10 protein-coding genes are annotated in these 14,584 nt (G+C 65.5%); 5 read left to right on the top strand and 5 right to left on the bottom strand.

The annotated features are described in order from the left end of the window. Nucleotides 1–48: 48 nt before the first annotated feature. Entirely contained in the window at nt 49–1,290 is a 1,242-nt protein-coding gene (locus ADBZ9O_RS10900) for a cytochrome P450 (RefSeq protein WP_526531038.1), read from the top strand. After that, nucleotides 1,290–1,871, top strand: coding sequence for a TetR/AcrR family transcriptional regulator (locus ADBZ9O_RS10895; RefSeq protein WP_526531036.1), 582 nt, complete (start codon nt 1,290–1,292; stop codon nt 1,869–1,871). The genes ADBZ9O_RS10900 and ADBZ9O_RS10895 overlap by 1 nt, the downstream gene beginning before the upstream one ends. Here the strand turns inward: ADBZ9O_RS10895 and ADBZ9O_RS10890 are convergent. Genes ADBZ9O_RS10890 through ADBZ9O_RS10880 form a run of 3 tightly spaced genes read right to left on the bottom strand, consistent with a single transcriptional unit; the run spans nt 1,868 to nt 5,505 of the window. Further along, the gene (locus tag ADBZ9O_RS10890) at nt 1,868–2,584 is read right to left on the bottom strand and encodes a siderophore-interacting protein (RefSeq protein WP_526531034.1); all 717 of its coding nucleotides are present in this window, start codon (nt 2,582–2,584) and stop codon (nt 1,868–1,870) included. The two genes, ADBZ9O_RS10895 and ADBZ9O_RS10890, sit on opposite strands and share 4 nt — an antisense overlap. 34 nt (nt 2,585–2,618) lie before the next feature. Further along, nucleotides 2,619–3,758 (bottom strand): acyltransferase family protein, encoded by a 1,140-nt coding sequence (locus tag ADBZ9O_RS10885; RefSeq protein ID WP_526531032.1) that lies wholly within the window; start codon nt 3,756–3,758, stop codon nt 2,619–2,621. 10 nt (nt 3,759–3,768) lie between these two features. Further along, entirely contained in the window at nt 3,769–5,505 is a 1,737-nt protein-coding gene (locus ADBZ9O_RS10880; RefSeq protein ID WP_526531030.1) for a DEAD/DEAH box helicase, read from the bottom strand. Nucleotides 5,506–5,571: 66 nt separating this feature from the next. Between ADBZ9O_RS10880 and ADBZ9O_RS10875 the strand changes: the two genes are divergently transcribed. Further along, nucleotides 5,572–6,183: an LppP/LprE family lipoprotein gene (locus ADBZ9O_RS10875; protein WP_526533059.1), complete on the top strand. Its 612-nt coding sequence runs from the start codon at nt 5,572–5,574 to the stop codon at nt 6,181–6,183. 40 nt (nt 6,184–6,223) lie between these two features. Continuing rightward, complete coding sequence (locus tag ADBZ9O_RS10870) at nt 6,224–9,652, top strand: TM0106 family RecB-like putative nuclease (RefSeq protein WP_526531028.1); 3,429 nt, start codon at nt 6,224–6,226, stop codon at nt 9,650–9,652. Here ADBZ9O_RS10870 and ADBZ9O_RS10865 read toward each other — a convergent pair. Further along, complete coding sequence (locus ADBZ9O_RS10865; RefSeq protein ID WP_526531026.1) at nt 9,649–11,964, bottom strand: MFS transporter; 2,316 nt, start codon at nt 11,962–11,964, stop codon at nt 9,649–9,651. The two genes, ADBZ9O_RS10870 and ADBZ9O_RS10865, sit on opposite strands and share 4 nt — an antisense overlap. 235 nt (nt 11,965–12,199) lie before the next feature. After that, complete coding sequence (locus tag ADBZ9O_RS10860; protein ID WP_526533057.1) at nt 12,200–13,492, bottom strand: multidrug effflux MFS transporter; 1,293 nt, start codon at nt 13,490–13,492, stop codon at nt 12,200–12,202. Between the two features lie 144 nt (nt 13,493–13,636). Here ADBZ9O_RS10860 and ADBZ9O_RS10855 point away from each other — a divergent pair, with 144 nt between their 5' ends. Continuing rightward, entirely contained in the window at nt 13,637–14,443 is an 807-nt protein-coding gene (locus tag ADBZ9O_RS10855; protein WP_526531024.1) for a hypothetical protein, read from the top strand. Nucleotides 14,444–14,584: the final 141 nt, after the last annotated feature.

Raw genomic sequence — 14,584 nt, 5'->3', positions numbered from 1 at the left:
TCGGCCTCAAAGGTTGACAGATATACACATCTGTCGTATTCATAAGACATGACAGCGGCAGTGTCTCACTCCGTACCGGCGAAGTTTCGGCTGGCAACCGCCGACACCTGGGCCGAACCCTGGCCGATGTACCAGGCGCTACGCGATCGCGATCCCGTGCACCACGTGATCCCCATTGAGCATCCCGATCAGGACTACTACGTGCTCTCGCGGCACAGCGATATCTTCAACGCAGCGCGCGACCACCAGACCTTCTCCTCAGCCCAGGGCCTCACCGTCAACTACGGCGAGCTGGAAATGATTGGGCTGCAAGATAACCCACCGATGGTGATGCAGGATCCGCCGGTGCACACCGAATTTCGCAAGCTCGTCTCGCGTGGCTTTACCCCGCGCCAGGTGCAAGCCGTCGAACCCAAGGTGCGCGATTTCGTCGTCGAGCGCATCGAAGCGTTACGTGCCAACGGCGGCGGTGACATCGTCGCCGAGCTGTTCAAACCTCTGCCGTCGATGGTCGTCGCGCACTATCTCGGTGTGCCGGAACAGGACCGCGCCCAGTTCGACGGCTGGACCGACGCGATCGTCGCCGCGAACACCGCCGAGGGCGGAATAGCGGGCGCGCTGGCCACCCTCGGTGACGCGGTGGGATCGATGATGGGGTACTTCGCCGAACTCATCGAGCGGCGGCGACTCGACCCAGCGGACGACACCATCTCGCATCTGGTGGCCGCAGGCGTCGGAGCCGACGGCGACATCGCGGGCACCCTGTCGGTACTGGCCTTCACCTTCACCATGGTCACCGGCGGTAACGACACCAGCACCGGGATGCTGGGCGGTTCGGTCGAATACCTGCACCGTCACCCCGAGCAACGTCGGTTACTGGCCGAAAACCCGGATTTGATAACGGATTCCATCGACGAGTTCCTGCGGGTGACCTCACCCGTGCAGGGCCTGGCCCGGACCGTCACCCGCGACGTCACCATCGGTGACACCACCATCCCCGCGGGTCGGCGCGTGCTGTTGCTCTATGGCTCGGCCAACCGTGACGAACGGCAGTACGGCCCGGACGCCGGTGAGCTCGACGTGACGCGGCGGCCGCGCAACATCCTGACCTTCAGCCACGGCGCGCACCACTGTCTGGGTGCCGCAGCGGCGCGCATGCAATCGCGGGTGGCACTGACCGAATTGCTGGCCCGTTGCCCCGACTTCGAGGTCGACGAGTCCGGAATCGTCTGGGCCGGTGGCAGTTACGTACGTAGGCCGCTGTCGGTGCCGTTCGAGGTGCGGTCCTGATGGCGGGTAACGACTGGCTCGGTCAGCGGCGCAGCGAAGTCGCGGCCGACCGGATCCTCGACGCCGCAGGTGAGCTGTTCGCCGAACTGCGCCCCGGTTCGGTGGGCATGCACGAGATCGCCAAGGCCGCCGGGTGTTCCAGAGCCACGCTGTACCGGTACTTCGAGAACCGCGAGGCGCTGCACACCGCCTACGTACACCGGGAGGCCTACGCGTTGCACCACCGACTGCTTGAGCGGATCGCCGATATCAGCGATTCGCGGGAGCGGTTGATCGCCGGTTTCCTCACCTCCTTGGAGCTGGTCCGGCAGAGCCCGGCACTGCAGTCGTGGTTCGCCACCAGCGATGCCCCGATCGGCGCGGAGATCGCCGAGCAGTCTGATGTGATCAAGGCGATGGGCTCGGCATTCGTGGTATCGCTTGGCCCGCATGATGATCCAGTCGCCGTCGACCGCAAGGCCCGCTGGTTGGTCCGGATACTGACCTCGCTGCTGATCTTCCCAGGCCGCGACGCCGATGACGAGCGCGCGATGGTCGAGGAGTTTCTGGTGCCGACCATCGCATCGACCCGCACGCGCTAGGCAGACCAGTACGCCTGTGCCTTAAGGGCTCTGCGGGGAATCCCGAAATCCTCGCGCAGCACCTTGGCTACCGTGCGGGTGGTCCGGTTATCCGACGCCACCCACCCGAAGTGATCGTGTGCGTCGAATGCCGACGAGCGCACCGCCTCGACCAGCGCCTCGCCGGCATTCTTGCGATCGACCCAAACGATGCCGGTGTCGCGGGCGACCGGCAGGTCCCGGTCCCCATCGTGGGCCGCCTCCAAGAACACCCGAGCGGGCGCATCACCGATGGCCGCCAGCAGTGAATTGATCGCAGGCAGTGACGCGGTGTCGCCGACGATGACGTACCCGGCCGGTGCCGGGCTCGGCAGGGAGAAGCTGCTGCCAAGCACCGTGACCTCAAGGGTGTCGCCCTCGCGTGCGCTCGCGGCCCAGCGGGCGGCCAACCCGTCATGGATGGCGAAGTCGATATCGACGGTTCCGGCCGCGGCGTCGGGGTTGACCAACGTGTACCCACGCTGATGCGCCGCATCCCCGTCGGGGAACCAACCCCGCACCCACATCGTCGGATGCACCGTGCGCTCGGCCAGGAGCAGGCCGGAATCGAAGTGCAACCGCAGATAGTGCGGGCTGATCTCGGTGCGTCCGGTGAGCGTCAATTCGTAGTCGCCGCCGCGGAACAGCTTGACCAGTGCGCCCTGGAGTCCTCGTGATGCCTTACCGTCGGTCATGCAAGTTAGGCTACCCTAAGTCGCGACCGTACGGTCAGCTCCGCACCCGGGTGAAGCGATGCAACAGCCACGCCAACGGCACGGTGAGAACCATCGTCGCGACGAACAGCGCTCCGGGCGAGCCGGTGTACACCGGTTGGCGCAGCACCTTGATCATGGCGATCTCCATGACCACCAGGTGGATCAGGAAGATCTCGTAGGAAATCTCACCGAGCCACACCATCGGTCGAGTCGCAAGCACGCGCGCATACCAACCCCGGTCCCCCAGCGCCAGCGGGGCAATCAGCAAGGTGGCCATAAACGCATAGAAGGCGGCCTTGACCAGCGCCTCCGACGCCGCTTGCGGTGAGGTGGTCGGCTCACCGGCGATCGGGGTCGACGCGATCAAATAACTGACCACCACCACCGGGATAGCCAACAATGCGTAGCAGCGCACCCCCATCGGCTGCAGCACCGCAAGCAACATCCCACCGAGGAACCACAACAGATACGTCGGCAGCCACAGCCGCGCACCGTCGGGCAGCCAGGAAGTCCAGTGCACCAACACTATCCACGCCGGGGTGATCAACGCCAGCGCGGCAATCCCGACGATCAACCGCACTGGATGCCAGCGCCGCCTGCACAACACCACCAGCAGCAGATACGCCAGCAGCGGCAATGCCACGTAGAACGACGCCTCGACCGCCAGGCTCCACATCTGCGTAAGTCCTTGGTGCAGATAGGAATACATGTATTGATCGGTATAGATCTGCGTCAAGGTGATATTTCGTAACAACCCGATCCAGGTATGGCCGGGATTGGGCAGCGCTATCCGGAAGTGATAGATGACGTAACAGGCCAGAACCGTGACGATGTAGGCCGGCATGATGCGGCGTACCCGATGCCAGGCGTAACGCCGGACCGACGGCGAAGGCCCGCCGGTGACGGCGGCCTGCACCCATGGCCGAAAGAGCAGAAAGCCTGACAAAACAAAGAACAGCGGCACACCCAGTTCCATGCGCGAGTAGATGAGGCCGATATAACCGTGGGTGTATTTACCGGTCGTATACGCGGCATGGGTGGCGACGACGAGGATCGCGGCGACCGCGCGAATGCCGGTAAGGGAACTGACCCGGTCCTTGGTGGAGACCTGCTCGAGTCCGCCCTGGGCATCCTGCGCCGTCGGCAACGTCATTCTTACGTCGCTACTGCTTGTACGGTTTCTTCGGCTTCTTCCCCGGCTTGGTACCGCGTTGGAACTGCGGACGGGCCGGCGAACCATCAGGCTGGAGATTGATCAAAATGCCCTGAATGCGGGTTCTCTCAAGGTTTTTCAACGTCTGCGGCGACAACTTCTCCGGAAGCTCGACCAGAGAATGGTCGGGCCGGATGGTGATGTGGCCGAAATCGCTGCGGTGCAGCCCGCCTTCGTTGGCGATAGCGCCGACGATCGCGCCCGGCATCACCTTGTGCCGCTTGCCGACATCGATCCGGTAGGTTGCGAACCCCTCGCCGGGCTGGCGCGTTGGCCGCTCGGGGCGATCGGGACGGTCTGGACGGTCGTCGAAGCTGCGTTGATGCTGCGGCGGTTCGGGCGCCATCAGGAACGCCTCACCGTCGCGGGACTGCGCAGCGAGTGCGGCCGCGATATCGACCAGCGGGACGTCGTTTTCGCGCTCGTAGTCCTCGATCATCCGGCGGAACATCTCGACCCCGGGTGCGCCGAGCGCATCAGTGATCGAATCGCGGAACTTCGACACCCGCTGGGCGTTGACATCGTCGACGCTGGGCAACTGTGCTTCGGTCAGTTTGAGCCGGGTCGCCCTTTCAATTGCCTTGAGCATGTGGCGTTCCCGCGGCGAGACGAACAGCAGCGCCTTACCGGATCGCCCGGCGCGGCCGGTGCGGCCGATGCGGTGCACGTAGGACTCGGTGTCATGCGGGATGTCGTAGTTCAGCACATGCGAGATGCGCTCGACGTCAAGACCACGGGCCGCGACATCGGTGGCGACCAGGATGTCGATGGTGCCGTTCTTGAGCGAGGCGATGGTGCGCTCACGCTGCGACTGGTTGATATCACCGTTGATCGCGGCCGCGTTGAAACCACGCGACCGCAGCCGTTCGGCCACCTCTTCGGTGGCCTGTTTGGTGCGGACGAACACGATCATCGCCTCAAATTCCTCGACCTCGAGGAACCGGGTCAGCGCGTCCATCTTGCGGGGACCGGCGACCTGGATGTAGCTCTGCGTGATGTTTTCGGCCGTGGCGGTTTTCGACTCGACCTTGACTTCGACGGCGTCGTGCAGGTACTTGGTGGTGATCTTGCGAATGGCGCCGGGCATGGTCGCCGAGAACAACGCGACCTGCTTGTATTCGGGGGTGTCGCGCAGAATGCGTTCGACATCCTCGGCGAAGCCCATCTGCAGCATCTCGTCGGCTTCGTCGAGCACCAGATAGTCCAGCCGGGTCAGATCAAGAGTGCCGCGTTCGAGGTGGTCGATCACCCGGCCGGGTGTGCCGACCACGATCTGCGCGCCGCGTTTGAGGCCGGCCAGCTGTACGACGTAGGACTGGCCGCCGTAGATCGGCAACACGTTGACCCGCGGCAGCTTGGCGCCGTAGCGGCCGAATGCCTCCGCGACCTGCAACGCCAGCTCCCTGGTGGGTGCCAGCACCAGCGCCTGGGTGGCCTTGCTGGTGGTGTCGATCTTGGACAGGATCGGGATCGCGAAGGCCGCGGTCTTACCGGTGCCGGTCTGGGCCAGCCCGACGACATCGGAGCCCGCCATCAGCGCGGGAATGGTGGCCGCCTGGATCGCCGACGGGGATTCATAGCCCAGCTCGACGACCGCTTGCAGCACCGACGGATGGATATTCAGGTCCGCGAACGTCACATCGGGCGTCGGCGGCGTATCGGTCTGGTCCGAGTCTGGGAACGTCATAGCCGCCTCAGTCTAATGCCCCAACCCGGCCATGCCTGACCAGCACATCACCGCCAAGCCGGTAGCCTGCCCGGTGTGTTCGCGATGACCGTTCGGCGGGTCGCCGGTGCCGCCGGCGCGGTGTCGTGTGCGGTCAGTCTGGCGGCGTGCGGCTCGGGCGATTCGACGGTTTCCAAAACTCCCGAGGCGACCACGAGCGCGGCGTCGAGCCCGGCAGCGCCACCTGGACCGTCACCGACAGTCGAACCGCCGCCCACCGCTGCCCCGCCACCGGAACCGACCACCCCGCCACCGCCGGATCCATGTGCGGTCAACCTGGCTGCCCCGGCGATAGCTCAGGCGGTATCGACGTTGCCGCGCGATCTTCGCAGCAATCAGGCCTGGAACCCGGAACCAATCGCCGGGAACTACAACGAATGCGCGCCACTGTCCGCGGTGATCATCAAGGCCAACACCAACGCCGATAACCCCAGCACCCGGGCAGTTCTGTTCCACCTCGGCAAGTACATCCCGTCCGGTGTGCCCGACACATTCGGGTTCAACGGGATCGACACCTCCCAAAGCACCGGCGACACCGTCGCACTGCAGTACTCCAGCGGCATCGGTCTGGACAGCGTGGTCAGGTTCCACTGGAACGGCAACGGGGTCGAATTGATCGGGAACACCCCCACCCGCTGACGGGTCGGCGCTGTCCGAGTGTCGCCCTACAGTGGCTGCTGTGTTCGTGACGGGGGATCAAGAGGGCAGCGTCATCTACAGCGCCTCCGACCTCGCTGCGGCGGCGCGCTGCGAATATTCGCTGCTGCGGGCCTTCGATGCCAAGCTGGGTCGTAGTCAGGCAGTCCCGGTCGCCGACGAGCTGCTGGAGCGCACAGCCACCCTCGGCGACGAGCACGAAAGCCGGGCTCTTGATGATCTGCGCGGCCAGTTCGGCGATGAGATCACCACCATCGGCCGTCCCCAGTACACCGTGGCCGGCCTGACGGCGGCCGCGGAGCAGACCATGCGGGCCGTGCGCGACGGCGCAAAGGTCATCTACCAGGCCGCGATGTTCGACGGCCGGTTCGCCGGTTTCGCCGACTTCCTGGTCGCCGACGACGGCCGCTACCGGGTGGTCGACACCAAACTGGCGCGCTCGGCGAAGGTCGAGGCGCTGCTGCAGCTCGCCGCCTACGCCGACGCGTTGAGCCGGGCGGGCATCCCCGTGGCGCCCGAGGCTGAGCTGATCTTCGGCGATCGCACCTGCGCCCGTTACCGACTCGACGAGTTGATCCCCGCCTACCTGCCGCGGCGGGCCGAACTTCAGCGCCTGCTGGACCGCCATCACGCCGGCGGGTCCGCGGTGAGCTGGGAGGACGAGGACATCCGGGCCTGTTTCCGCTGCCCGGAATGCGTGGTCAAGGTTCGCGAATACGACGACCTGCTGCTGGTCGCCGGGATGCGGGTCAGCCAGCGGGCCCGGCTGATCGATGCGGGTATCACCACCGCGCACGCGTTGGCCGAGCACACCGGCGCCGTAGCGCAACTCTCCACCAGGACGGTCACCACGTTGGCGGCCCAAGCCCGGCTGCAGGTCTCCGATCGCGTGAACGGTAAGCCGCCCTATGAGCTGATCGACGCGCAGCCGCTGATGGTCCTGCCGGACGCCGATAAGGGCGATCTGTTCTTCGATTTCGAAGGCGACCCGCTGTGGACGGTCGGCGGCACCCAGTGGGGCTTGGAATACCTGTGGGGCGTGCTGACCATCACTGACGATTTCTATCCTTTCTGGGCGCACGACCGGGCCAGCGAGCGCCAGGCGCTGGTCGATTTTCTGACCATGGTGCGCAAGCGGCTCAAGCGCTACCCCGGCATGCACATCTACCATTACGCCGCCTACGAGAAGAGCACCCTGCTGCGGCTGGCCGGCCGCTACGGCGTCGGCGAAAAAGATGTCGACGATATGCTGCGCAACGGCACGCTCGTCGACCTGTATCCGTTGGTACGCAAGAGCATTCGGGTGGGCAGCGCGAACTACAGCATCAAATCGCTGGAGCCGCTGTACATGGGTAACGAACTACGCGACGGTGAGGTGACCACGGCCACCGACTCCATCACCGAATATGCCCGTTACTGCCAGCTGCGCGACGAGGGCCGCGACGACGAAGCAGCCAAGGTGCTCAAGGATATCGAGGACTACAACCGCTACGACTGCCGTTCGACGCGTCGCCTTCGTGATTGGTTGATGGCCCGCGCGATCGAATCTGGGGTACCGCCGCGCGGTCCGCAACTTCTGCGCCGCGGTATCGATGATGAACCAGCCGAGCCCAGCGACCAGCTCGAGCGCAGACTGCTGAAGTTCGCCGGTGACGGTGTCGAGGAGCGCACTGCCGAACAGTCCGCCGTCGCGATGGTGGCCGCCGCCAGGGGTTTCCACCAGCGGGAGGACAAGCCGTTCTGGTGGGGCCACTTCGACCGCGTCAACAACCCCGTCGACGAATGGTCCGACAACAGCGACGTTTTCATCGCCGAGCGGGCCGAGATCGTCGAGGACTGGCACCAACCTCCCAGGGCGAGAAAGCCCCAGCGACATGTCCGGCTCATCGGTGAGCTCGCGAACGGCGATCTCGCGAAGGAGATGTACGCGCTCTATGACCCACCCGCGCCGGCCAGCCTCGCCGATGATCCGGATCGGCGGGCATTCGGTTCGGTGACGGTGGCCAGCTGCGATAATCCCGAGGCGCCCACCGAGGTGATCATCGTCGAGAAGCAGTCCGCAGAGGGGGTTTTCGACCAGACCCCGTTCGCGCTGACCCCTGGGCCGCCGATCAACACCAAACCGTTGCAGGAGTCCATCGCCGACACCGCCCGCGATATCGCCGCCGGGCTGCCGAACCTACCCGCCGACGCGGTGGTGGACATCTTATTGCGGCGGGCCCCACGCCTGACCGGTGCCGGCCCACTCCCCCGCAGCGGCGACGTCGCCGACGATATCGCCCAAGCACTGCTGCGCCTCGACTCGTCCTACGTCGCCGTGCACGGGCCGCCGGGCACGGGCAAGACGTTCACCTCGGCGAAGGTCATCGAACGTCTGGTCAACAAGCACCATTGGCGGATCGGCATCGTCGCGCAATCGCATGCGGTGGTGGAGAACCTGTTCCGCGATGTCCTCAAAGCCGGCGTCGACGGTGAGCGCGTCGCCAAGAAGCTCAATACCGTCAATGGTGGTTGGACCGATGTGAACAACGCCGGATTCGCCGGATTCATCGCCGACCACGATGGTTGTGTGGTCGGTGGCACGGGTTGGGACTTCGCCAACGCCAACAAGATTCCGCGGCGAGCGCTTGACCTGTTGGTCATCGAAGAGGCCGGGCAGTACAGCCTGGCCAACACCATCGCGGTGGCTCCCGCGGCCCGAAACCTGCTACTGCTCGGCGATCCGCAGCAGCTACCCCAAGTCAGCCAGGGCACCCATCCAGAGCCGGTGGCCACCTCGGCGCTGGGCTGGTTGGTCGACGGCGGCCATACCCTGCCGCCGCACCTCGGCTACTTCCTGGAGCGCTCCTACCGGATGCACCCGTCGGTATGCGCGGCGGTCTCCAAGCTCTCCTATGACGGGCGGCTTCATTCCCACGAGGCAGTCACCGCGGCCCGTCGCCTACACGGCTACCCCGCCGGTGTGCAGCTGATGACGGTGGCACATAACGGAAACTCCACCGACAGCCCAGAAGAAGCGGCGGCCATCGTCACCGAGATCACCCGCCTGCTGCAGATGCAGTGGTCCGACGAAAAAGGCACCCGCCCGCTGACGGCCGCGGACGTCCTGGTGGTCACGCCCTACAACGCACAGGTGGTGATGCTGCGACGACATCTCGACGCGGCGGGGTTGACCGATGTCCCGGCGGGGACGGTCGACAAATTCCAGGGCCAGCAGGCAGCGGTGGTGTTCATCTCGATGACGGCTTCCTCCAGCGATGACGTACCCCGCGGAATTTCGTTCCTACTCAACAGGAATCGGCTCAACGTGGCCGCCAGCCGGGCGAAGTATGCCGCCGTCATCGTGCGATCGCCCCTGCTGACCGAATACCTGCCCAGCACGCCGGACGGGCTGATCGACCTCGGCGCGTTCCTGTCACTGACCGATCCGGTGCTGGTAGCGCCGAGTTAGTCGTGCGACGGCGACGAATGCCTGCCGTAGCTGGGCACATCGTCGGGGTCTTCGCGATAGTGCCTGGCCCGGCGCTGCGCGGCCGGCGGTTCTTCGGACAGTTCGTGCCTGGCTCGCCGGCCGTTCGACGGCGCAGACGATTCACCGTATCCCCGTTGCCGCTCAAAGAGATCGGCGAAACTATCGGACAGACTGTCGATACTGTGGGCCAGCCGGTCAAAGCCGTCGATCTCGGGTTCAGCCTGAGACTCGGCCGCAGGTGCAGGCTCCGGCGCGACTGCGGGAGGCGGCGCGACGGGGCGGAACGTCTCTTGGGCGTCAACATGAAATCCGTTGTGCGCGAAGCCGATCGGCTCAACCGCCGACGTATCATCGGCCAGCAGGGAATGCCAGGTCTCGACCGGCGCACTGTGCCACGCTTCGGCGGGCGCCGGCCGTGGATGCTCAACCCGGATCGGTAACGGCGCGGTGTCCCCATCACCGTCGCCGCCGCCGAAAAAAGGCGCCGGCTCTTCGACGTAGTCAACGTCCAGCACGAGTTCAGGTGCGGGTTCTGGTTCTGGTTCTGGTTCTCGGATGACGCGGTACTCGACGTAGCCGTCGTCATCGTCGACATATCCGTCCGAGAAGCTGTCGTCGTAACTGTCTTCATCACCGTCGGCGTAGCCGCGGACGATCGGGATGACCTCGGTGCGGTCCCGGTCGAACTCGGTGAACGTCGTCCGGTCGCTGAGGCGGGCCGGTGCCACCTTGACGGGCTTGCGGTCGAAACCTTTCAGGAACAGTGCCGCAACCACACCGAACAGTGCGACGAACGCCGGTAGCAGCACAGCCTGGGACAGCGCCGAGGAGAACGGGGCATGGAGGAACGCAGGCAGCTGTGTCACCGCGACCTCGCCGCCTGCCCCCGCCTGCCCACCGGGCATTTCCGCACTGATGCGGGAGGTCATGAACGCTGCCATACCAGCGCTGCCCAGCACCGACCCGACCTGCCGGGTGGCATTGAAGACGCCAGACCCGGCGCCGGCCAGGTGCGAGGGCAGATTGCGGGTGGCGGTCGCAGCCAGCGGCGCGAAGATGAATGCCATTCCGACGCCCATCGCCGTCAGCGGAAGCACCAGGCGCCAGATCGGTGTCGTCGGCGTCATCTCGATCGACAGCCACGTCAGCGCGATGGCCAGTGTCGAAAAGCCAAAGCCGATGATGGGACCCGGATGGGCCCGGTCGACCAATTTTCCGACGAAGGGTGCCGGCACACCGCTGGCGATGGCCATCGGTGCGGTCAGCAGCGCCGCCCGGGTCGGAGTCAGCCCGCAGACGGCTTGCGCGTAGAACATCACCGGCACGATCAGCGCGACGATCGCAAATCCGATGACCGCCGTCCCGACGTTCGCGAGGCTGAAATCGCGGTCCCGGAAGATTCGCAGCGGGATCAGTGGCTCGCGTTTATTGACCGCCTGCCAGTAGATGAACACGGCCATCATCGCGATACCGCCGATGATCATCGCCCAGATCCACAGCGCCCAGCCGTGCGATTGGCCTTCCTGCAGAGCGAAGACCACCAGGAACATCGCGACGCCGGACAGGGCGACACCTAACCAGTCGAAATGGTGTTTGTTGGTCGGCAACACCGGGATCAGCCGCACGGCCAGCACGAGACCGATGATCCCGATCGGCACGTTGACAAAGAAGATCCACTGCCAGCCCAGGTGATCGACGAGGACGCCGCCGGCCAGCGGTCCCACCAGCGTCGCGACGCCAGCGGTGGCACCCCAGACGCTCATTGCAACGCCCCGGCGCTCCGGCGGGAAGATCCGGGTGATCGTCGAGAGGGTCTGCGGAGTCAGCAGCGCAGCGCCGATGCCCTGCACGACGCGGGCGGCGATCAACATTTCGATGGAACCCGACAGCCCACACCACAGCGAGGCGAGGGTGAACACCGACAGCCCGACGATGTAGAGGTTCTTCGGGCCGAATCGGTCCCCGAGACGACCCGCGACCAGCAGCGGCACGGCGTAGGCCAGCAGGTACGCGCTGGTCACCCAGATGATCGCGTCGTAGTCGGTCTGCAGCTTGTCCATGATGGTCGGATTGGCGACCGACACGATGGTCGAGTCGACCAGGATCATGAAGAAGCCGACCAGCATGGCCCATAGGGCATTCCACGGATTCAACGGTGTCCCACCGGCGCCGGAGTCCTGCACAGACGATTTCTTGGCCGTCTTGCTACCTGGTTTGACCTGCGCTTTTTTGGGGCCCGAACCGGCCCGCCCCGCAGCCGAAGTGGGCGGCCTTCGCTTGGGAGCGCTCATATCGCCACCTGATAGGGCACGCGGGCTTCTCCTCGTCATCAGGCCCGATCGTCAGGATCGGGGCGGCCCGCCCGCCCCGAACCAGGCCGCAATTCCGGGCCGACTGATCTACTCGGGTCCACTCGGATCCCACCCCGGATATGCCGGGCCGACGATACGGACTCCTTTTCCGGGCCACAAGCTGACGGCCTGGACTTCTTTGAAGACATGGACTTCTTTGCAGGGGGATGCAGATCTATGCAGGTTCGGCGAGGAGGTTGTCCGTGGCAGGCGCCGGGTCGGTGCCCGTCGTGCGCACCGATAGCAGCAAGACCAAGGCGATGGCGCTGCAGACCGCCATCACCAGGGCCAGGGCACTCTCGTCATTGCCCAGGACCCCGACCAACGGGGCGACGGCGGCGCCGAGTCCGAACTGCGCGGCGCCCAGTAGTGCCGCCGCGGTACCCGCGGCTTCTTGATGCCGGGACAGCGCCACCGCGGGCGCGTTGGGAATGACGAAACCCATCGCCCCGAGGATGACCCACACCGGGGTAAGGAAGCCGTACAAGCCGCCGGTATGCGTCTCGGTGATGGCGACGAACACCACGCCGGCCACCAGAGCCGCGACCAACGCCCACAGCACGATCCGCTGCGGAGAAAACCACTTCAGCAGCACGACATTGAATTGGGTCGCCCCGATCAGCGCGATCGCACCGGCACTGAACACCACGGCGAAGCTCTGCTGGCTCAGTCCGTAGTGACCCTGCAGCACGAACGCGGCACCGGCGATATAGGCGAAGAGCCCCGCCATGCCCAGCGCACCGACCAGTACCAGGATGACGAATTTCACGTCCCGCAACAGTTCGCCGTAGGTGCGCAGGATCCCGCGCACCTGCAGCGGTCGGCGATGCGACGGCGGCAGCGTCTCCGGTAGCGCCAGCGCGGCCATGATCAGCAGCAATCCAGCCAATACCACCAACACGGCGAACACCCAGTGCCACGAGAGTTTGAGCAGGACCACTGCCCCCAGCGACGGCGCCAGCACCGGTACCACGCCCAACACCAGCATCAGCCGCGACAGTATGGTCGCCGCGGCCGACTCGGCGTACAGATCGCCGACCACGGCGATGGCGACCACCATCCCGGCCGCCGCCCCCATGCCTTGGAGTCCTCTGGCGATACTGAGCAATTCGATGTTCGGCGCCAGCAGGCACAGCAACGACGCGACCATGTGCAGCACGATGCCGGCCATCAATGGGCGACGGCGCCCCAGCGAATCCGATAGCGGCCCGACCACCAACTGACCGATCGCGAGCCCGGCCAGCGTTCCCGTCAGCGTCAACTGCGCCACCGACGAGGTCACCGACAAGTCGTCGGCGATATTCGGCAGCGCCGGCAGATACATATCGATGGTCAATGGGCCCAGCGCCAACAACGCGCCGAGGACGACCGTCATTTTCATCCGGCTGGGAGTGCCCGGCGCAGCCACGAGCGGTGCCTCAAGCGAATCGTGCGCAGCATTGTTCGCTGCCGGTGAACCCAAGGCCATGCCCCAGGTCAGCACGTGGAGCGGCAAAATTCTTCCCGAGGCGACAGACCGTGACCGGAGTCACTCTCCGGGCACCGATTGAAGCCACCGTTCGTTGCTTGTTCGCTAGCCTGACAGGGCAGGCCATTCCCAGGGGAGGCACATATGAGCGCCGGACGAAACAAGAAAAACAACACCCCTGTCAAACTGCCCGCGGGGAGGGCACCTGCCGGGTATCAACCCGGCGGAAACCTGACCGCGACGGGTGACGATGACCCCAGCGCCGCCGCACGCGCGTTATCCCATGTCATCGAGACCGGGTCACGCGTCCAGGCACCGGCGATCAAGGCTTACGTCGAGCGGCTGCGCCACGCGAATCCCCAGGCCACACCCGCCGAAATCACCGCCAAACTGGAGAAGTACTACCTCGCCGCCGTAATGGCCAGCGGCGCGGCAGTCGGTTCAGCGGCCTTGTTCCCCGGCATCGGCACGCTGGTGGCCCTGTCGGCCGCCGCCGGTGAGACGGTCGTCTTCCTTGAGGCCACCGCGGTCTACGTGCTCGCCGTCGCCGAAGTACACGGCATCCCCGCGGAGCACCGCGAACGCCGACGCGCTTTGGTGCTGGCGGTTCTGGTCGGCGAGGACGGTAAGCAGGCGGTGACCGATCTCGTCGGGCCCGGCCGTACCAGCGGCGCATGGCTGAGCGAAGGCGCGGCGACGCTGCCACTGCCTGCGCTGTCGCAGCTGAACTCGCGGCTGTTGAAGTACTTCATGAAGAAGTACGCGGTCAAAAAAGGTGCGCTGGCGTTCGGCAAAATCCTGCCCGCAGGTATCGGCGCGGTCATCGGCGGCGGCGGCAATCGGTTGATGGGCAAGAAGATCATCTCCAACGCTCACGCCGCGTTCGGGCCACCGCCGGGGCGCTGGCCCAGCAGCCTGCACGTGCTTCCGGCGATCGAGAGTCGGCAGTAGCCCGCTGACCCGCGCAGAACGCGTTAGCCTTTACCGGGGGCGAAACGAGCCGGGGAGTCCCCGGGCATCACGACATTGTTTAACCCGGTGCCGGAAAATGTGGCAAGCGGCCGCAGCGCAGAGCTTGCCTGTAGACAACAG

Source organism: Mycobacterium sp., from assembly GCF_965229105.1.
Classification (GTDB): Bacteria; Actinomycetota; Actinomycetes; order Mycobacteriales; family Mycobacteriaceae; genus Mycobacterium.
This window is presented reverse-complemented; position numbering and strand designations above follow the sequence as displayed.